Raw genomic sequence first — 18,397 nt, forward strand, 5'->3', positions numbered from 1 at the left:
GGTGGGTTACTCAGAGGCGGGCGATGAACGGATAGAGGACGAAGGCCAGCAGCACGAAGACCAGCAGCGAGCCGGGAATGTCCAGCCGGCTGGTGACGCCCTCGGCGCGGGCCAGGTTGTCGGTGCGGATCTGGTCCCGGAGCGACTCGGCGCGGCTGCGCAGCGTCTCGTGCACCTGGGCGCCCTCGCTGCCGGAGGACCGCATGATCGCCCCGACGTCACCCAGCTCCGGGATGCCGATCTTCTCGGCCAGCGCCTGCAACTCGTCCCAGGGCGAGTGCATCTGCATCTGGGCGATCCGCAGCGACTCCCGGATGCGGGCGAAGACCCAGCCGTCGCAGACCGCCGCCGCGCGTTCCAGCGACTGCACCGGGCCGTGCGCCGCCGACAGCTGCAACGCCACCAGATCCAGGTAGGTGCAGACCGCCGCGCGGAACTCGTCCCGGGCGGTGTCCGCCTTGGCCAGCACCGTGTGGTGCGCGAGCAGCGCGCAGACCAGCGCCAACCCCAGACTGCCCAGCACCGGTACGGCCACCGGAATGCTCACCCCGGCGAGGAAGAGCAGGGCCCCCGCCACCGTCGGGGTGGCCAACCCGACCAGGGCGGAGAGCAGGATCGACATGGTGTACTGCTCGGGGGTCTGGTCGAGCAGGGCGAGCTGGCGGTGCGGCGGGCGCAGCCAACGGGCGACGCCCCCCAGCCAGTCCGGCCCATGTCCGGTGGCGACGGCGGTGCCCGCCGGTTGGTGCAGTCGGCGCAGCGCCGGGCCGAGCGCCGGGGAGGCCGGCAACGCCTCCCGGACCAGCAGGAACACGCCGAGTCCGATGGCGGCCCCGCCGAGCACCGCGATGGTGAGCTGCCAGTTGAGCATCATGCGACCAGCTCCGCCGGGTCGGGTCGGGGCAGGAACCGGGGCGGCGGTGGGGGCTGGCTCATCGCGCGCACCCACACCAGCAGGGCGATGAACGCCGTCGCGAGCACCGCCATCAGCACCTGACCGAACAACGTCCCGTACGGCCGGACGTACTCGGTGTTGACCAGCCCGTACGCCAGCACGGCCAGGGTCATCCCGGTGAGGAAGCGGACCGCGAACCGGGGCTGGGTGCGTTTGGCCTCCACCTCGCGCCGGGTGGCGACCTCGGCGGAGGCGGCCGACGCGATGGAGCCGAGGACGTCGCCGAGGCGTTCCCCCCGGTCGGTCAGGTGCAGGATCAGCGCGGCGACCACCTGGTCGCAGACCGGGTCACCGATCTCGTCGGCGAACGCCAGCAGGGCGGACCGGGCCGTCCAACCGGCCTGGAGGCGGGCGGCGAGCAGCCGTACCTCCTCCTGGATCTGGTCCGGGACGGTGGCGATGGTGACGACGATCGCCTGCTGGAGGCCCTGTCCGGTGTTGGAGACGTCCTTGAGTCGGCGGGTCCACTCGCCGACGGCCTCGATCCGGGTGATGGCCCGTTCCTCGGCCCGCCCCACCGCGAACAACCAGGGCACCCCCGGCACCGCCACCGCCACGATCAGCCCCACCACCGGCAGCCCGGTCAGCAGGAACGCCAGCGCCCCCGCCACTACCGCCGCACCGAGCGTCATCTGGTGGGCCCGCTGGTCCCGCCGGTTGGTGCCCGAACCGAGCCAGAGCCGACGCAGCCCGGTGGTCGAGGTGCGGGTCGGGCGGGTGGGCTTGGTGGTGCCGAACAACGCCACCACGGCCAGCACCATTCCGCCGACACAGGCCGCCCCGGAGACCACGGCGAGCAGTTCGATGGTGCTCATCGGCGCACCACCGGGGCGAGGCGGCTGTGCCGGGGGCGACGCCACGCGCCCGCCCCGGCCTCGATGAAACGGGACAGCAGCCGGGCGTCGTAGCCGACCCGCAGCAGCTGGCCGCGGACTCGTTCCGGCAGGTGGCGGGGGATGGCCCGACCGTCCGGGCCGGGCCCGAACACGGTGGTGGTGGTGATCCGGTTGGCGTCGCCGACGCCGATCACCTCCTCGACGTGGGAGACGAACCGGTGCTTGCGTCCGCCGATCGCGGTCTCGTCCTCGACGGTGACGTAGACGATCAGGTCGAGGGCGTTGCCGGCCATCCGGCGGGCCTGGTCGACGGTCATCTCCCGGCCGTGTGCCAGCGCCAGCTCGATGATCCGCTCGCTCACCCCGCCGGGGGTACGGGCGTGGATGGTGCACATCGATCCCCGGCTGGTGGTCATCGCCTGGAGCATCGGCACGATCTCCCGGGACCGGACCTCGCCGACGATGATCCGCAGTACGCCCATCCGCAGCGACACCGGGATCAGGTCGGCGATGCTCACCTCACCGGCCGGTCGACCGTCCAGGCCACGTTCGCCGTGCCCCTCCCGGGATTCGAAGCTCATTACCGCCCGGTGCTTTTCGCCGCGTCGGGCCGGCAGCAGTTCCCGGCTCTCCTCCAGCAGCACGTACGGTTCGTCGGGCGGGATCTCGTCCATCAGCGCCCGGATGACCGTGGTCTTGCCGGCCCCGGCCAGCCCGGCGACCATGATGTTCAACCCGGCCCGCATGGACGCCCGCAGGAAGTCACGCAGCAGCGGGTCGATCATCTCGTCCAGGTCGGGGCGGCTGCCGGCCAGGTCGTCGAGGCTGACGTCCAACGTGTTGTGCTTGCGGATCACCGCGTAGGGGCGGTGGCTGACCAGGAACACCGCCGCCAACCGGCTGCCGTCGGGCAGTTGCAGGTCAAGCGTCGGCTTCGAGGTGGACAACGACCGTTCGGTGGCCCCGGCCCGGCGGGCCGCCGCCTGGAGGATCTCCACCAGCTCGTCGTCGCTGTCGGCGATCGGCTCACCCCAGTCGACGCCGCCGCCGTGCCGGGTGATGCGCACCTGGTCGCAGCCGAGGATGTGCACCTCCTCGATGGTGTCGTCGACCAGCAGGGTCTGTAGCCGGCCCAGCCCGACCAGCTCGGCGGTCACCTGGTCGAGCAGGGTCCGTTCCTCGTCGGCGCTGAGCGGGGTGCCGGCCCGGCGTACCGCGTCGGCGTAGCCGGAGACCACGGCCACGGCGAGCCGGGCCCGCTCGACCTCCTCGGCGTCGGCGTCGAACTCCCGGCCGCGCTGCCACTGGGTGAGTCGTTCGCTCAGCTCCCGGCGCAGCTCGCGGACCACCGCGAAGTCCACCTTCGGCCGGGGTGGCGCGGTCGGCGCGGGTGCCGGCGGGGCGGCGGCCGGTGGCGCCGCCGGGGCGGTGGCGTGGTGCCGGCCGTTCACCGGGGCCAGCGGCGGCATGGTGGAGGTGACCCCGGGCGGCGGGGTGCGTGGGTCGTGGGAGACCGGCTCAAACCGCATCCGGCACCCCCTGCGCCGGGGTCGGCCAGGCCAACCGGGCCCGCCGCTGCTCCAGCAACTCCCGCACCGGGGTCTCCAACGCGGCCGCCGCGCGCATCAGCGGCCGTCCGGCGCGGATCGTGCCGCCGAAGCTGAGCGCCTGCGCGGTACGCGGGTCCTGCGGCAACCGGGCGATCACCGGCACCCCCAGGGCCTTGCCGATCTCGCCGGTGCCGTGCCCGTCGCCGACCACCACCAGCCGCAGCGTGCCGGGGGGCACCCGGTGGTTGGTGAAGTCCCGTTCGATCGCCCGGATCATCGACCGGGTGCCGGAGAGGCCGGGCAGCTGCGCCCGGGTCACCAGCAGCACCACGTCGGCGGCGCGCAGCAGCGGCCACGGCGGACCGAAGACCTGCAGGCGTCCGCAGTCGACGATCACGTCGTAACCGGGCCGGCCCTTCTCCAGGGTGTGGAAGTAGTCGGCGAACCGTTGCCACAGCGGGGCGACGCTGCCGGCCTGCGCCGGGTCGACCACACCGGGCAGCAGCAGTCGTTCCCGCCTCGGCGCGTCCAGGTCGACCAGTTGGGACCAGAACGTCGACTCCAGGCTGCCGTCGCGCAGCTCGCCCACGGCCAGCTCACCGATGCCGCGTGGCCCGTCGAGGGCACCGCCCAGGTAGCCGGCGAGCACCGAGCCGCCGGCCGGGTCGCACTCGGCGAGCACCAGCCGCCGGTGCCAGCTCAGGGTGCAGGCCAGCGCCGTGGTGGTGACGCCGGGTGAGCCCTTCGCCGAGACCAGCGCGATGATGGCCATGGTCAGGCCGCCTCGGTCAGCACGAGGGCGATCCGGTCCTGCGCGGCCAGCACCACCACCGCCGGGACGTCCCGTACGGCGAGTGCCAGGTAGATCACCACGTCGTCGTTCTCGGGGACGACCGCGTCGATCACCGTGGCGGTGAACCGGGTGGCCGACGGCTGGTTGTCGGCATCCTCGTCCGGGGTGCTGACCAGCAGCACCTTGTCACCGGGGTGCAGTTTGCGGGCCGGCACCTTGCTCGGTTCGAGGCCCAACGCGATCTGCTGCTGCCCCTGGCCGAGCAGCGGGGCGTCGGTGAGCTGGGCCATGGTGAGCAGCGAGCCGGGGACCAGGGACACGGCGGCCCGCTTGCCGACCACCTCGTCCCGCTTCTTCGCCGGCACCGGGGACAGCCCCGCGCCCCCGGAGACCTGCACACTGACCAGGTCGTCGGCGGTCAGGATGCGGCCCACCTCGACCGGGCGGGCGATCGCCAGGTAGCTGCCGGTGGCCCGGACCGAGGTGACCGCGAAGGCCGCGCCGAGCCCACCCAACGCGATCAGCAGCACGGCGAGCCCGAGCAGACCGGGCCGGGTACGGCGCTGCCGGACCACCTTGGGTGGGGCGACCGGCGCGTCCACCGGACCGCTGTTACGGGTGGCCAGACTCACTGAACAATCTCCGTTCGCGACTGCGGGGCTCGCAAAACCGGCTCGCTCCTCGCGCTCACCGGAACAATCTCCGTTCGCGGCTGCGGGGCTCGCAAGATCGAGCGGTGGGCGCTCATCGGGTCACCACCTGGAGTTCCTTGATCTGGATCTCGACGACGCCGCTGGTGCGGGTCTGCGCGATGTCACCGCTGCGGCCACCGCCGACCCAGTGCACGTTCCAGAAGGTGGTGGCGCTGACCCGGTAGTTGTTGGCCTTGGGATAGCCGTCGTATCCGCAGGTGGGCGACTTCTTGCCGGCGTTCGGGCCGGTCGTCTTGTAGGGCGTGCCCGGGCCCGTGCAGGTGACCTTCTTGCCGTTGCCCATGGTCCACACGGTCCGTTGGACCTTGGCGGTGATGGTGACGGTCAGCCCCCGGTCGCTGGCCGAGGCGGTGAGCGGGCCGAAGTAGTTCTGGCCGGGGCTGGCCCACATCCAGACCGGCAGGCCGACCAGGCCGGGGCCGACGCTGCGCCGGGGCGCCACCGAGGCCCGGGGCGGCAGCAGGCTGATCGAGGCGAGCGCCCGGCGGGCCAGCTCCTCCGGGTCGGGCGGGGTGCCGAACCCGGGCGGCGGCCCGTCGAGCAGCACCATCGACTGGTCGCCCAGGTCCCCGCCGTTGCAGGTCCGGACGTACCACACCTGGCCGTCCGGGGCGTCGCGCTGGGGCTCGGCGACCTTGTAGTAGCAGCCGCTGGCGTTGTCGAACCAGCCGAGGTTCGGGTTGTAGCAGGGCAGCGGCCTGCCGTTCCACTGGCACTTCGGGGTGGCGCCGGGGCTGTTCGGGCCGCCCGGTCCGTCGCCGCCGCCGGGATCACCGGGGGTGCCGGGCTCGTCGTCCCAGACACTGCAGTCGTTCTGCCCCGGTGGGCACTCCACCCCCGGGCCGGCGGCCTGCGCCCGGGCCGGTGCGGCGAACCCGGCCGCGAGCACGGCCACCAGCAGGCCGGCCAGCACCCGACGGATGGGGAGGCGTGCGGTGCTCCGTGTCAACATGGCTGGTCCTCGTGTGCCGCGCCGGCGCTGATCAGCCACCGGCCGTCCGGGTAGCGGGTCGCGGTGGCGGTCGCCAGGTGCCGGCTTCCGCCGGAACCGGGCACCACCCGCTTGTCCTTGACATAGACCAGCCGGTAGCCGGTGGCGTCCAGGCAGTCCTGGATCTCCACGGTCGGTGGGTCGCCGTCCAGGCTGACGGAGGTGACGGTGGGTGCGGACTTGAGCGTCCCGGTGCGTACCGCGCCGTGCCGGCGGGTGTCGTCGATGGCGACCCGGACCCGGGTGAGCAGCGGGTCGGCCAGGAACCGGGTCAGCTTCGGGTGGCGGGGGTCGCTGTCCCGGCTCGCCTCACGGGAGGCGTCGAGATAGCCGGCGTACGCCGCCAGCGCGGCCCGCTCGGCGGCCCGTTCCGCCTCGGTCGGCTGGCGGGTGTCGCTCGCGGGCCGGGGTGCGGGCGCGGTGGTCGTCTCCGGTGAGTCGCCGCAGCCGGCGGCGGAGCCGGCCACCACGGCGACGACCAGGCAGGTGGTCCAGCGGCGGGAATGCCGAGTACGCATTGCCGTGCCCCTCCTCGGTATCACCCGGCGGCGGCGGTCGTGGCGGCCTCCGGGCATGCGGCGGTACGCCGGGATGATGTCGATCGGACATGTCCGGGTGCTGTCGCATTTACCTGTGCGGATCTTCTGCCAACTGTGGAGCGTCGTGTCCGGTGTGGGCGGTGACGCGGCTGCGCGGGGTTGCGTCCCACCCAAGGGGCGAGCATAGGCTGACGTGCGCCGATGCAACAGAGGCAATTCAACTGCGCACTCTCGGTGATGGGCAGGAGTGACGACACGTGGGCGATGTCCAGGGGGGCCGGCCGGGGCTACCGGTGCCGGCCGAACGAGGGCCGGTGCCCGTCGACCGGCCCGGCCCGGCCGTCGAACCGTCCGCGCCACCGGGGGATTTGGGGTGGGTCGAGGCGGCCGGTCCGATCCGTTCCCCGGTCGTCACGGCCACTACCGCCCAACCTTCCGGACGGGTGAGGGCGGTTCCGGGCTCCACCACCGCCGACGAGCTGATACCGGACCGTTACGTCGGCCCGGACGGGAAGTCACCCTCCGTGTTTTTTCTGCGGCGGCTGGCAGGGGTCCTGGCGGTCGTACCGGTCCTGCGGCTCGCGGTCGCCCGGTACGCCGTACCCCCGGGGGTGGTGGACCGGGCCGGGTGCGACGGCTGCGGCGCACCGATCGGGCTGGACCGGCCGCTGCCGGCGCTCGGGCCGGTGGCCCGCTGCCCGGCCTGCCGGGGGCGGATCGGCGCGGCGCCGCTCGCGGTCGAGGCGCTGTTGCTGGCGGCCGTGGCGGTGCTGGTGCTGGTCGACGGTTCGTTGGCCGAGCGGGCCGCGCTGGCCTGGTGGCTCGGCTGGGCGATCCCGCTGGTCCTGGTGGACCTGGCGGTGCACCGGCTGCCGGACCGGCTCACCTGGCCCGCCGCCGTCGGCACCTGGGCGTTGCTCGGTGTGGCCGCGCTGACCGGGGCTGGTGCCGGGCCGTGGCTGCGCGCGATGGCGGCCGGCGCGGCGCTCGGTCTGGCCTTCGCCACCACCACGCTGCTGCTCGGCCGGCGCGGCTTCGGGCTCGGCGACGCCAAGCTGGCGCTGGGGGTGGGGGCGTTGCTCGGTTGGCAGGGCTGGGGCCTGCTGGTGACCGGCCTGGTGCTGACGTTCCTGCTGTCGGCGCTGGTCAGCGTGGCGCTGTTGGCGAGTCGTCGGATCGGCTGGTCTAGCCACCTACCCTTCGGCCCGTTCCTGGTCGCCGGCACCTGCGCCGCCCTCCTGCTGACCGGCTGAGCAGACCCGGCCGCTGACCCCGCTCATTGGCCGGCCCGATCCCGCTCAGCGGCGGGGCCGGGGGCGGTGGGGACCGGTTCCCGCCCGGCCGGGACGCCACGACGGCGCAGCGTCCCGGCGACGGCGCGGGCCGTCACCGGGGCGAGCAGCAGGGTCACCGCCACGCCGAGGAGCAGGCCGGCGAGGACGTCGTGCGGGTAGTGCACGCCGACGAACACCCGGGAGAGCGCGGCGAGCAGGGCCAGCGGCACGGCGAGCAGACCCCACCGGGGGGACAGCAGCAGCACTGCGGTGGCCAGCGCCCCGGCGATGGTGGCGTGGTTGCTCGGGAACGACCAGTCGCCCACCGGCGGGCACTGCCCGGCCAGGATGGCCACCGCACCCCGACAGGGCCGGTCCTCGTCCACCAGTGACTTGAGCACCTCGCTGCACCCGTACGCCAGGACGACGGCGGCCGGCGCGACCAGCGCCAGGGCCCGGCCCCACGGGTCGGCGTGGCGCAGCCGGGACACGGCGACGGCCACCAGCAGCAGGCCGAGCAGCAGGATCACCCCCTCGGTGAAGTGCACCGCGAACCACTGCACCGGGGTCGGGGCGGAGTCGGCCACGTCGACGACGTCGCGGTACCACTGCTCGCTGATGTCAGGAATGTCTGCGGTAAAAGTCTTTTCCATCACTCACCTCACCAAAGTGTCATACCGCTTTCAGTGCCATCGAGGTGGAGGAAACCGGTGGAACCGTCACATGCTGCGGGATGCGACGGCGGTTCGCCGCCCGCGTCACAGCGAGTTCACAGCGCCCCCGCGATTGGCCGCCCACCGCCGCCGGGTACCTCCCCACCGTGCAGATGGACGAGACCTGGCAGATCCGGCGGACCGCCACCGACCTGGACCGACTCAGCGAGACCGAGTCGGTCTTCGCCCTGTCCAACGGCTGGGTGGGCTGGCGGGGCACCCTCGACGAGGGCCAGCCCTACGGCATGCCGGGCAGCTACCTCAACGGCCTCCACGAGCGGCGGCGACAGAGCTACCCCGAGGACGGGTACGCCTTCCCGCAGGAGAGCGACACCGTGATCAGCGCGCCCAACGCCGCCCTGATCCGGCTCTGGGTGGCCGGCGAACCCCTCGACCTGCGCACCGGAACCGTCCGCGCCCACGAGCGCACCCTCGACCTGCGCGCCGGCGTGGTACGCCGACACACCGAGTGGATCTCACCGGCCGGGCACGGGGTGCGGGTCCGCAGCACCCGGCTGGTCTCCCTGCCCCGGCACGCCGTCGCCGCCGTCGACTACCAGGTCGAACCGCTCGACGACCGGCCGGTCGAGATCCGGGTCTGCTCGGACGTGCTCGCCAACGAGCCGGTGCCCGAACGGGCCGACGACCCCCGGGCCGCCTCGATCGTGCCCGACCCGCTCGACGCCGAGCTGCACCGCCCCGACGGCCACCGGGGCGTGCTGGTGCACCGCACCGACCGCAGCGCCCAACGGGTCGCCGTCGCGGTGACCCACGCGACGGACGTGCCGGCGGGGTTCACCGACGGCGACGACCACACCCCGGACCGGCTGCGCACGACCCTCGAAGGTCGGCTCGCCCCCGGGCAGCGGCTCCGACTGACCAAGTACGCCGCGTACGAGTGCACCCCGGTCGACGGCGGCACCCCCGACGAGCTGGCCGACCTGGTCACCGCCGAGGCCGACGCCGCCCACCGGCACGGGTTCGACGCGCTCCTTGCCGACCAGCGGGCCACCCTCGACGAGCGGTGGCGCACCGCCGACGTGGAGATCGACGGCGACCCGGAACTCCAGCAGGCCGTCCGGTTCTCCGTGTTCCACCTGCTCCAGGCGGGCCGGGTCGACGGCGACCGGACCATCGCGGCGAAGGGACTCACCGGCAACGGCTACGACGGGCACGTGCTGTGGGACACCGAGAGCTACGTGCTGCCGGTGCTGACGTACCTGCTGCCCGGGGTGGCCCGGGGTGCGCTGCGCTGGCGGCACGACCACCTGCCGCAGGCCCGGGACCGGGCCGCCGAGCTGCGGCTCACCGGGGCCACCTTCCCGTGGCGCACCATCGGCGGCCGGGAGTGCTCGGGCTACTGGCCGGCCGGCACCGCCGCCCTGCACGTCAACGCCGACATCGCCGACGCGGTGCTGCGCTACGTCACGGTCACCGGGGACCAGGAGTTCCTCGCCGACACCGGGCTGGAACTGCTGGTGGAGACGGCCCGGCTGTGGGCCGGCTACGGCCACTGGTCCGACGACGGCGCGTTCCACGTCACCGGGATCACCGGCCCCGACGAGTACGCCGCCCTGGTCGACGACAACGTCTTCACCAACCTGATGGTCCGGCGCAACCTGCGGGGCGCCGCCGACGCCGCCGGACGGCACCCGGAGCGGGCCACCGCCCTCGGTGTCGACCCGGCGGAGATCGCCGGCTGGCGGGCCGCCGCCGACGCGGTGCACCTGCCCTACGACCACAAGCGCGGCGTACACCAGCAGGCGGCGGGCTTCACCGGGCAACCCGAGTGGGACTTCGCGGCGATGACCGACGACGACTACCCGCTGCTGCTGCACTACCCCTACCTGGAGCTGTACCGGCGGCAGGTGGTCAAGCAGGCCGACCTGGTGCTGGCCATGCAACGCTTCCCGGGGGAGTTCACCGCCGAGGAGAAGGCCCGCAACTTCGCCTACTACCAGGCCCGCACCGTCCGCGACTCGTCGCTGTCCGCCGGCTCCCAGGCGGTGCTCGCCGCCGAACTGGGTCACCTCGACCTGGCGTACGACCTGTTCGCCGAGGCGGCCCTGCACGACCTCGCCGACCTCGGCGACAAGACCGGCGACGGGCTGCACCTGGCGGCCCTGGCCGGGGCGTGGACGGCGGTGGTGGAGGGCTTCGGCGGGTTGCGCGACGACACCGGGGTGCTCTCGTTCGACCCCCGGCTGCCGGCCCGGATCGACCGGCTCGCCTTCCACCTGCGCTGGCACGGGCACCGGCTGCGGGTCACCCTGACCCGCGACGGGGCCCGCTACGAGCTGCCCGACGCCGACCCGGAGACGACGGTCGACCTGCGGCACGCCGGGGAGCCGGTGACGGTCACCGGCGCGGCGGCGGTCACCCGGCCCCTGCCGCAGGTGCCCGACCCGGGGCCGGAACCGCCGTCACCGCACGGCCGGCGGCCCGCCCGCCGGGCCTGACCCGCCCCGCATCCGCTCCCGCACCACCGCCAGCTCCTCGAAGGCGTACGCCCAGTTGTGGCACTTGAAGCTGCGCAGGCCGGTGATCGGGGTGTGGCAGTCGAGGCAGTGCACCCCGGCGATCGCGTCCGGGACCTCGGTGTTGACGTAGCGGCGGTCACCGAGGATCACCGTGGCGATCATCAGCGGGTCGTGCACCCCCTTGAGGGCCGAGGCGACGATGTCCAGCCAGGTGGTCCGGCGTCCGCACTTGGGGCAGTCCGGTTCGTCGCCGCTGACCCACAGGGGTGCGCCGATGCTCTGCGCCGGCATCCCGAGCAGCTTCTCCAACCGGCGTACGTCGTGTTCCGGGGTGGTCCAGCGGTGCCGCCCCGGCAGCGAGGCGGGTGAGTCGTACACGGCCCGGAACAGGGCCGGGTCCACCTCCACGGTCTCCCGGTCAGTGTTCATCGGATGCCTCCTCGCCGTCAGTCGGTGTCACCGTCATACCGGCCCGGGGCGGTCCCGTGCTGCCGGCTCGCCGACACGGCGGGTCAACATGTCGTCGCCCGGGGTGCTAGACATCAGGGCGCGACGTGCCCGCCGCCCGGCGGTGGGTCGTCCCGCAGCGACGTGAGGGGAAAGGGAGGGCCGGTGACCGCGCCGACCGACGCCGAGCCGGGGCCGAACGTGGCCCGGATGTACGACTACTACCTCGGCGGGTGCCACAACTTCGCCGCCGACCGGGCCGCCGCCGAGCAGATCCTGCGGATCTTCCCGGACACCGGGATCGCCGCCCAGGCCAACCGGCACTTCCTGCGCCGGGCCGTGCGGCACGCCGCCGAGCTGGGCGTACGCCAGTTCCTCGACATCGGTGCCGGGCTGCCCACCCAGGGCAACGTGCACGAGATCGTCCGCCGGGTCGCCCCCGAGTCGACGGTGGTCTACGTCGACTACGACGAGGTCGCCGTCACCCACGCCCGGCGGCTGCTGCCGGCCGACGGGCGGACCAGCGTGGTCCGGGGCGACCTGCGCCGGCCGGACGAGTTGCTGGCCCACCCCGACGTGCGGGCGGCGATCGACTTCGGTCGCCCGGTGGCCGTGCTGCTGGTGGCGGTGCTGCACTTCGTCACCGACGCCGAGCAGCCGTGGGATGCCGTCGTCCGGCTGCGGGAGGCGACGGTCCCTGGCAGCCCGCTGGTCGTGTCCCACCTCACCACCGACGGTGCCCCGCCGCTGCCCACCCGGCAGGGGCAGGCGGTCTACCAGCGCAGCAGTACCCCGCTGGTGCCCCGCCCGCACGCCGACGTGCTGCGTTTCTTCGACGGGTACGACCTGGTCGATCCGGGGCTGGTCCGGGTGGCCGAGTGGCGGCCCGACGGGGAACCCCGGGAACGGATCTCCCACGGCTACGCGGGGATGGGCCTGCGCCGCTGACCGTCGCGCCGGGTGATCCGCTGTCCGAGGTGGAGCACCAGCAGGGCGACCACGGCACCGGCCGCGCCGAGGGCGTACATGGTGGGCACGCCGGAGGGCAGCGTCGCGCCGCCGACGGCGGTGCCCAGGCCGATCCCGAGATAGATGGCGGACGAGTTCAGCGACACCACCAGGGGGGCCTGCTGCGGCGCGGCGGCGATCAACCGGTGCTGCTGTGCCGGGGTCTGACACCAGCTCGCCGCGCCCCACGCGCCGACCAGCAGCGCCACCAGCACCGTCGGGGCGGACCCGGCGGTGCTGAGCGCACCGAGCACGCCCAGCGCGACGGCCAGCGCGGCATAGCCCGTCGCCAGCACCGGCACCGCACCCCACCGGTCGGTGGCGTACCCGGCGGCGACGTTGCCGACGACCGCCCCCACGCCGTAGAGCAGCAACATCAGGTTGACCTGGTACGCGTCGACGTCGAGCGCGCCGAGGGTCGGCACCGCGAAGGCGTACACGGTGTAGCAGGCCGCCATCCCGATCACGGTGAGCGGCAGGACGGCGAGCACGGCCGGTCGGCGCAGCGCCGTCAGCCGGGCGCGCAACGGGACCGCCGGGCCGCCGGGCAGCGCGGGCATGGCCAGCCGGACGGCCGCCGCGACGGCGAGCGCCAGCAGGGCGACCGCGACGAGGGCGGCCCGCCAGCCGAGCCACCGCCCGGTCAGCCCGCCGAGCGGCACGCCCAGCGCGGTGGCGACGGTGAGCCCGCCGATCACCACGGCCAGGGCCCGACCCCGTTGCGCGGGCGGCACCAGCGAGGCGCCCACGGCACCGGCGTTGGGGGTGTACGCGGCGGCGCCGGCGGCGGCGACGATCCGGCCGAGGAGCAGCACCGGCAGCGTCTCGGCAGCCGCCGCGACGAGGTTTCCGGCGGCGAGCACCAGCAGCGCGGCGACGAGCAGGCGACGGCGTGGCAGCCGGGCGGCCAGCGTGGACAGCAGTGGGGCGAGGATCGCGTAGGAGATCGCGAACACCGTCACCGACTGCCCGGCGGCGGTGGTGGTGGTCCGCAGTGCGGCGGCCATGTCGGGCAGCAGCCCGGCGACGACGAACGCGTCGGTGCCGACGGCGAAGGTGCCGGCCGCGAGGATCAGGGTGATCCGTAGGCCGCGCCCGGGTCCGGCGGTGGTGGCCGGCCCCGGGCCGGTACGGGTGTGCGGGTGGGACATGAGGTCTCCGGTCGGCGGGACGGCGTGCGGCGGCACGGCGGGCCGTGCCGGGCACGGGGACTCGGGGGTGGACGGTCGTCGGGGCCGGCGGGTGCGTCGGCCGGGCCGGTGGCCGGGGTCGCCGGTCGGGCGCGGGTGGGCCTGCGGGTGGTGGCGGGGTGCGCCACCGGTCGGTGCGACCGTGGGTCGGAGGTCGCGGGCGGGCGTCAGCCGCGCAGTTGCGCGTAACGGCGACGGGTGCGTTCGGCTGCGCCCGCCGGAGCGGATTCGAGCAGGTCGGCCAGGGTGTGGCTGGCCAGCTCGCGACGCCAGGCCAGGTCGGCGCGGTGCATCACGGTGCTGATGGCACACGGGGTGCGGAACTCCGGCGCGGAGGGGTCCACCCCCGCGCCCCGCTGGCGGATCTCGGTGCACCGGAACGGGTTGTCGGGCCCGTCGACCGCCACCAGCACGTCCATCACCGTCACGTCCGCCGGCCGGCGGGCGAGTCGGAACCCGCCGCGCGCGCCGGGCACGGACTGGAGGATGCCGGCCCGGGTCAGGGCCTGGAGGCACTTGGTGAGGTACGCCGGGGGCAGCTCGAACCATTCGGCGAGCCGGGCGGCGGGCATCGGGTGTTCGCCGCCGATCCAGGCGAGCGTGAGGCAGCAGTGCAACCCCCACTCGACCTGCTCGCTCATCCGCATAACCAGGATATTAGCTGTCCTGATTATGCGGCGGGGGGCGACACCGACGGCCGGCTACCCGCGCGCCGGTTCCGGTGCGGGACCAGGGCGGTCGGCCGGCCGGAACCCCGGTCACGGCCGTCGCGCGTGTCGATGCCGGGCGGGGCGGTCGCCGTGGGCGTGGACACGGGCCGTGGCGTGCTCATATGCGCAGCGCATAATGGTTACGGTCTCCGCGCTGTCCGGTGGAGGCGAGGGGCAGCGACGGCCGCCGGTCGGGGGTCGGGGCGACGAGCGGAGACGGCGGTACGGTGACCCAGGCGATGCCGAACGTGACCCGGAACACGCGTCAGCGCGGCGAGGTGCTGGCGTTGCTGCGTGAGGTCGACGGTTTCCACACCGCGCAGCAACTGCACCAGATGCTGGTGGCCCGCAAGGCGCGGGTGGGCCTGACCACGGTCTACCGCACCCTGCAACTGCTCGTCGATGCCCAGGAGATCGACTCCACCCGGCTGCCCGGCGGTGAACAGCTGTTCCGCCGGTGCAGCCAGAGCCGGCACCATCACCACCTGGTCTGCCGCCGGTGCGGTAGCACGGTGGAGGTGGCCGGGCCGGCGGTCGAACGGTGGGCCGACCAGGTCGCCGCCCAGCACGGCTTCACCGAGGTCGGGCACACCTTCGAGATCTTCGGCACCTGCGCGCAGTGCGCCCGTTGACCCGCGGCACACCGCACCGCCCCCGGCGATAACCGGACCCCCGTCGTCGGCGGGCTGCCGCCCGTGTCCGACTGTCGGGCACCGTCCGGTTGTCACCCGCGTCCGGTCGTCCGGCACCCGCTCGGGTTGTCGCCCGTATCCGGTTGTCGGGCACCGTTCGGGTGGTCGCCTGCGTCCCCGCTGTCCGGCCCCGCTCGGGTTGCCGCGTGTGCGGTGCCGTCCGGTGTGCCGGACCGGGAGTGGTGTCCTCCGGTCCGGCACACCGGTGCGGTCAGCAGTTGCGCAGCTCGGGTGACTGGTTCAGGAGCTGACCACGGGTGGAGACGAAGCGGCGGTAGGGCTCCGAGTCCACCGCCGCGGGGCGGAACGCGGCGACCCGGTGGCAGTTCTGGAACGCCAGCTTCACGCCGAAGTGGCGCTCCAGGCTGGCGCGGATGGCGTCGCTGGCCAGTGCGCGCAGCAACTGCCCCCGCTCCGCCTCGCCGGGCGGGGGTACGGAGTTGTCCGCCCGCTCCGCGCCCGACGACTCCAGGTCGGCGACGACCCGGCTCACGGTCTGCCAGGCGTACGGCAGGGATTCCCGAACGCAGGCGACGAAGTCCCGGTCGTCGACCGGGCCCGCTTCGGCGGCTTCCAGCAGGGCGGGTGGCACGGTGAGAGACATGATCCTCCTCAACTGATAATGATAACGATTGTCGTTAGCGCTAACCCCGTGAGCACACCACGTCACTCCGCCCGCGTCAAACACCGACACTCCCGACGGTGCGCACGCAGCGGAGGGCGGGTCTCAGGTGGACCCGACCCGGCCGACGTGGTCGGGTAACCTGTGGCTCAGCGGGCCGTTAGCTCAATGGCAGAGCTGAGGACTTTTAATCCTTAGGTTCTGGGTTCGAGTCCCAGGCGGCCCACCAGCAACCACCGCTGAGCTGCCGAAACACCTGACGAAGATCATCGGGCACAACCAGGGCGCAACTCAGCCCCGATCCTGGTCCGCACGGAGATCCCGTCGAGCGCTGCCCGCGTCCCGCGAGAGGCCACCGGCCAGGCCGCGCGGCCGGTCCTTTTTCGGCGACCGGTGAACGTAGGCCTCCTACGTGATCCGCAGGTTGGCGTGCCGTAGAGCCCTCCACACCCCCGCGGCAAGCTCATCAGGGGGCAGTTACAGACGTTTGGTTGGATCTATGCGTTGGGTCTGTGTGGAGATCGTTCTGCGGGTTCGCAATGGCGCCGGCTTCCGACGCGTATGCCCAGATGTCGGTTCGGTGGCCGTGAGACCAGCCACTGACTCATACCTTCAGGATGTCCACGTCGTACAGCGTTATCGACGCGTCGCGGGTGGCCAGGGTCAGCCTTTCGGCGGTCGCCTGTGCCACCAGCATGCGGTCGAAGGGATCGCGGTGATGTGGCGGCAGGCGGCCGGCGGCGATGGCGTGGGCGTGGGTCACCGGGAGTGCGCGAAAGCCCATGTCCCTTACCCTCTCGGCCAGGTCCGGGGGGCCGGCGAGTTTTCCCACGCTCTGCTTGATGGTGATCTCCCACAGGCTGACCGGGGAGAGGAAGATGTCCGGGTCGTGGCGTAGTCGATCGAGGAACTCGTCGCCGAGAGTCGCATCGCCTGTGATGGCCCACAGTGCGACATGGGTGTCCAGCAGCAGGGTCATGCACCGATGCCGAAATCAGTGGCGATCTCTGCATTGGTCTGGTGTGAGTCCCAGTCGCCGGAGAGATCCAACTGACCGGCGAGGGAGCCGACCGCGGTTCGGTTGGCCCGCCGTACCAGCGGCACGACCTTCGCCACCGGAGTTCCTGCCCGGTCGATGATGATCTCCTCGCCGTGTTCCACCCGGTCGATGATGCGCGACAGGTGGGTCTTGGCATCATGCATGTTGTAGTGCACGGCCTCAGCGGACATGACGCCACCTCCTCGATTAGCTAACAGCTTAGCCTGCCTGGATCGATGTCGTCACGGATTCGTAGGCCGCCGGCCTGGTCGGGCTCGTCGGGGGTCGCTCGACGACCGCGAGCTGAGCAAATTCAGTGGTAGTGGGTTACCAACGATGAGGGCAGTGTGGTTCGCATGGTGGTGCCTCCGGCCCACCAGCAATCGCAGCCGAGCTGCGGAAATGCCTGACGAACATCAGCAGGCACCACCAGGGCGGCAGTTCGGCCCCGCTCCTGGTCCGCACGCAGATCCTGCCGAGCGTCGCCCGCGTCCGGTAGGAGTCGGCCGGCCACCTCGCACCAGCCCGCCCGCGACTCCGACCGGCGGGCATCGACCCGTGCCGCTGGTACGCGCGGGACCCGGCAGTATCGGTGCGGGTTCCACGCGTTGCCGGCGTCGTCGGCGGGGGGCAACGGGCGTCGGTCGAGCCTGAGAATTTTTGATCATAATTATGGTGATTTTGCATACAGTAAGTGCGGCAATATGTCGTCATTTCCGGTCAGTGTCGGCATTTCGCGCCGGGGGTCGAGGCATAAATCAGCTTCTACCGGCGCTAAGATGGAGCAAACGTGGTGCGGGGCTACTCCGGTGACGGCTCGTGACCTTGAGGTTGCGGGGTGGCCGTGTGTGCTCTGCCGCCCTGCGTGTGCTATGAAGGTACGGCGACTTCCTATGGCCCATAGGTTGCAGCCGGTAGCTAGTTGCATGACTGGTCGCTTGAGTTGACGCCTCCAGGACGAGGCTGAGGGATCAGGGAGGCAAGGGTGGCCCGAGTCGGATTGGTGGCGTCGCGGGTGACGACGGCCGCAGCCGACCTGGCTGACAAGGTCGGCTTCGACAAGGTCACCCTCTCGGCCGTGGCTCGCATCCTCGGCATCGCCGAGCCCAGCATGTACTCGCACGTCCGTAGCGTCGCGGAGCTGCGTAAGGGCGTCGCCGTGCTCGCCGCCACCGAGTTGGCTGACTGCATCGGTGAAGCGCTCGCGGGTCGGGCCGGCAAGGACGCGTTGGTGGCCTTCTCCAATGCCTACCGGGAGTTCGCCCGCACCTGCCCGGGCCGGTACACCGCCACCCACATCCAGCTCACCGAGGAGGAGCTGTCCCGGTCGACGGGCCACCAGCGCATCTTTGCGATGACGATGGCGATGTTCCGCGCCTACGACCTGAGCGAGGGCGAATTGACCGACGCGGTGCGGCTCGTCCGGAGTTCTCTGCACGGCTTCGTCTCACTGGAGTCGATCGGTGGTTTCGGTCATCCCCGGGACGTGCAGAAATCTTGGGAAAATGGCATCGAAGCAATTCACGTGATGCTCACCGAGTGGCCCTCGTCCGGCGCTGCGCGATAGGTGACCCCCGGCGGTAGTCCGCCGCCGGCAAGCGCGCTCCCCCGGCCGCGCCTTTAATGCCTGGGGTAACTCTTCATTCCCGTTTTCCGGGTGCCGTCGTACGCCTCATTATCACTCTGAGTAATTGTAGAGTGACCCGTTGCGTCCAGGGATATACATTGATAGATTTGCACTGATGTTTACATGTGTAACAGCGCCCGACCCGGCGCGAGGGAGGCTTCAACGGGTCAATCACTCCGCACTGCACCGTGATTTTATTGTGGAGGCAAAGATGACTA

At 72.4% G+C, this 18,397-nt stretch carries 19 protein-coding genes and 1 tRNA gene; 6 read left to right on the plus strand and 14 right to left on the minus strand.

The features are described 5' to 3' along the window. Positions 1-10: 10 nt before the first annotated feature. From AB0C22_RS01470 to AB0C22_RS01500, 7 genes are all read right to left on the minus strand, one after another. The gene (locus AB0C22_RS01470; protein WP_219470556.1) at positions 11-871 is read right to left on the minus strand and encodes a type II secretion system F family protein; all 861 of its coding nucleotides are present in this window, start codon (positions 869-871) and stop codon (positions 11-13) included. Beyond that, positions 871-1,770: a type II secretion system F family protein gene (locus AB0C22_RS01475; RefSeq protein WP_219465615.1), complete on the minus strand. Its 900-nt coding sequence runs from the start codon at positions 1,768-1,770 to the stop codon at positions 871-873. The genes AB0C22_RS01470 and AB0C22_RS01475 overlap by 1 nt, the downstream gene beginning before the upstream one ends. After that, positions 1,767-3,320 (minus strand): CpaF/VirB11 family protein, encoded by a 1,554-nt coding sequence (locus tag AB0C22_RS01480; RefSeq protein WP_219465616.1) that lies wholly within the window; start codon positions 3,318-3,320, stop codon positions 1,767-1,769. Before AB0C22_RS01480 ends, AB0C22_RS01475 begins: the two co-directional genes overlap by 4 nt. Further along, positions 3,310-4,113 carry a ParA family protein gene (locus AB0C22_RS01485; protein ID WP_219465617.1) on the minus strand — a complete coding sequence of 268 codons (804 nt, stop codon included), beginning with the start codon at positions 4,111-4,113 and terminating at the stop codon, positions 3,310-3,312. Before AB0C22_RS01485 ends, AB0C22_RS01480 begins: the two co-directional genes overlap by 11 nt. A gap of 2 nt (positions 4,114-4,115) precedes the next feature. Beyond that, entirely contained in the window at positions 4,116-4,766 is a 651-nt protein-coding gene (locus AB0C22_RS01490; RefSeq protein ID WP_357532865.1) for an SAF domain-containing protein, read from the minus strand. A gap of 112 nt (positions 4,767-4,878) precedes the next feature. Then, the gene (locus tag AB0C22_RS01495) at positions 4,879-5,799 is read right to left on the minus strand and encodes a hypothetical protein (RefSeq protein WP_357532867.1); all 921 of its coding nucleotides are present in this window, start codon (positions 5,797-5,799) and stop codon (positions 4,879-4,881) included. Continuing rightward, complete coding sequence (locus AB0C22_RS01500) at positions 5,793-6,356, minus strand: hypothetical protein (RefSeq protein ID WP_208565387.1); 564 nt, start codon at positions 6,354-6,356, stop codon at positions 5,793-5,795. Before AB0C22_RS01500 ends, AB0C22_RS01495 begins: the two co-directional genes overlap by 7 nt. A 545-nt stretch (positions 6,357-6,901) precedes the next feature. On the opposite strand from AB0C22_RS01500, the gene AB0C22_RS01505 reads away from it, so the two are divergent. After that, the gene (locus tag AB0C22_RS01505) at positions 6,902-7,630 is read left to right on the plus strand and encodes an A24 family peptidase (protein ID WP_308291123.1); all 729 of its coding nucleotides are present in this window, start codon (positions 6,902-6,904) and stop codon (positions 7,628-7,630) included. 23 nt (positions 7,631-7,653) lie between these two features. Here AB0C22_RS01505 and AB0C22_RS01510 read toward each other — a convergent pair whose 3' ends face one another. Then, entirely contained in the window at positions 7,654-8,304 is a 651-nt protein-coding gene (locus AB0C22_RS01510) for a phosphatase PAP2 family protein (protein ID WP_357532869.1), read from the minus strand. Between the two features lie 173 nt (positions 8,305-8,477). Between AB0C22_RS01510 and AB0C22_RS01515 the strand changes: the two genes are divergently transcribed. Beyond that, a complete protein-coding gene (locus AB0C22_RS01515) occupies positions 8,478-10,823 on the plus strand; it encodes a glycosyl hydrolase family 65 protein (RefSeq protein WP_357533338.1) in 2,346 nt (781 codons plus the stop codon). On the opposite strand, the gene AB0C22_RS01520 is transcribed toward AB0C22_RS01515, so the two are convergent. Next, positions 10,788-11,273, minus strand: coding sequence for a hypothetical protein (locus AB0C22_RS01520; protein ID WP_219465623.1), 486 nt, complete (start codon positions 11,271-11,273; stop codon positions 10,788-10,790). The two genes, AB0C22_RS01515 and AB0C22_RS01520, sit on opposite strands and share 36 nt — an antisense overlap. Positions 11,274-11,456: 183 nt before the next feature. On the opposite strand from AB0C22_RS01520, the gene AB0C22_RS01525 reads away from it, so the two are divergent. Beyond that, positions 11,457-12,239, plus strand: coding sequence for an SAM-dependent methyltransferase (locus AB0C22_RS01525; protein ID WP_357532872.1), 783 nt, complete (start codon positions 11,457-11,459; stop codon positions 12,237-12,239). Here the strand turns inward: AB0C22_RS01525 and AB0C22_RS01530 are convergent. Further along, positions 12,212-13,450 carry an MFS transporter gene (locus tag AB0C22_RS01530; protein ID WP_219465625.1) on the minus strand — a complete coding sequence of 413 codons (1,239 nt, stop codon included), beginning with the start codon at positions 13,448-13,450 and terminating at the stop codon, positions 12,212-12,214. The two genes, AB0C22_RS01525 and AB0C22_RS01530, sit on opposite strands and share 28 nt — an antisense overlap. 206 nt (positions 13,451-13,656) lie before the next feature. Further along, complete coding sequence (locus AB0C22_RS01535) at positions 13,657-14,130, minus strand: Rrf2 family transcriptional regulator (protein WP_357532875.1); 474 nt, start codon at positions 14,128-14,130, stop codon at positions 13,657-13,659. 308 nt (positions 14,131-14,438) lie between these two features. Between AB0C22_RS01535 and AB0C22_RS01540 the strand changes: the two genes are divergently transcribed. After that, positions 14,439-14,831: a transcriptional repressor gene (locus tag AB0C22_RS01540; protein WP_208565392.1), complete on the plus strand. Its 393-nt coding sequence runs from the start codon at positions 14,439-14,441 to the stop codon at positions 14,829-14,831. Positions 14,832-15,102: 271 nt separating this feature from the next. On the opposite strand, the gene AB0C22_RS01545 is transcribed toward AB0C22_RS01540, so the two are convergent. Further along, entirely contained in the window at positions 15,103-15,495 is a 393-nt protein-coding gene (locus AB0C22_RS01545; RefSeq protein WP_219465629.1) for an SCO5389 family protein, read from the minus strand. A gap of 172 nt (positions 15,496-15,667) precedes the next feature. On the opposite strand from AB0C22_RS01545, the gene AB0C22_RS01550 reads away from it, so the two are divergent. Then, positions 15,668-15,742 (plus strand) — tRNA-Lys (locus tag AB0C22_RS01550). Positions 15,743-16,117: 375 nt separating this feature from the next. Here AB0C22_RS01550 and AB0C22_RS01555 read toward each other — a convergent pair. Both AB0C22_RS01555 and AB0C22_RS01560 read right to left on the minus strand, forming a co-directional pair. Further along, positions 16,118-16,492, minus strand: coding sequence for a type II toxin-antitoxin system VapC family toxin (locus tag AB0C22_RS01555; protein ID WP_219465631.1), 375 nt, complete (start codon positions 16,490-16,492; stop codon positions 16,118-16,120). Next, the gene (locus AB0C22_RS01560; RefSeq protein WP_219465633.1) at positions 16,489-16,743 is read right to left on the minus strand and encodes a type II toxin-antitoxin system prevent-host-death family antitoxin; all 255 of its coding nucleotides are present in this window, start codon (positions 16,741-16,743) and stop codon (positions 16,489-16,491) included. Before AB0C22_RS01560 ends, AB0C22_RS01555 begins: the two co-directional genes overlap by 4 nt. A gap of 794 nt (positions 16,744-17,537) precedes the next feature. Here AB0C22_RS01560 and AB0C22_RS01565 point away from each other — a divergent pair. Next, positions 17,538-18,119: a TetR/AcrR family transcriptional regulator gene (locus AB0C22_RS01565; protein WP_208565394.1), complete on the plus strand. Its 582-nt coding sequence runs from the start codon at positions 17,538-17,540 to the stop codon at positions 18,117-18,119. Positions 18,120-18,397 lie beyond the last annotated feature (278 nt).

The organism is Micromonospora sp. NPDC048894 (assembly GCF_040649765.1).
In the GTDB taxonomy this organism is placed as follows: Bacteria; Actinomycetota; Actinomycetes; order Mycobacteriales; family Micromonosporaceae; genus Micromonospora; species Micromonospora antibiotica.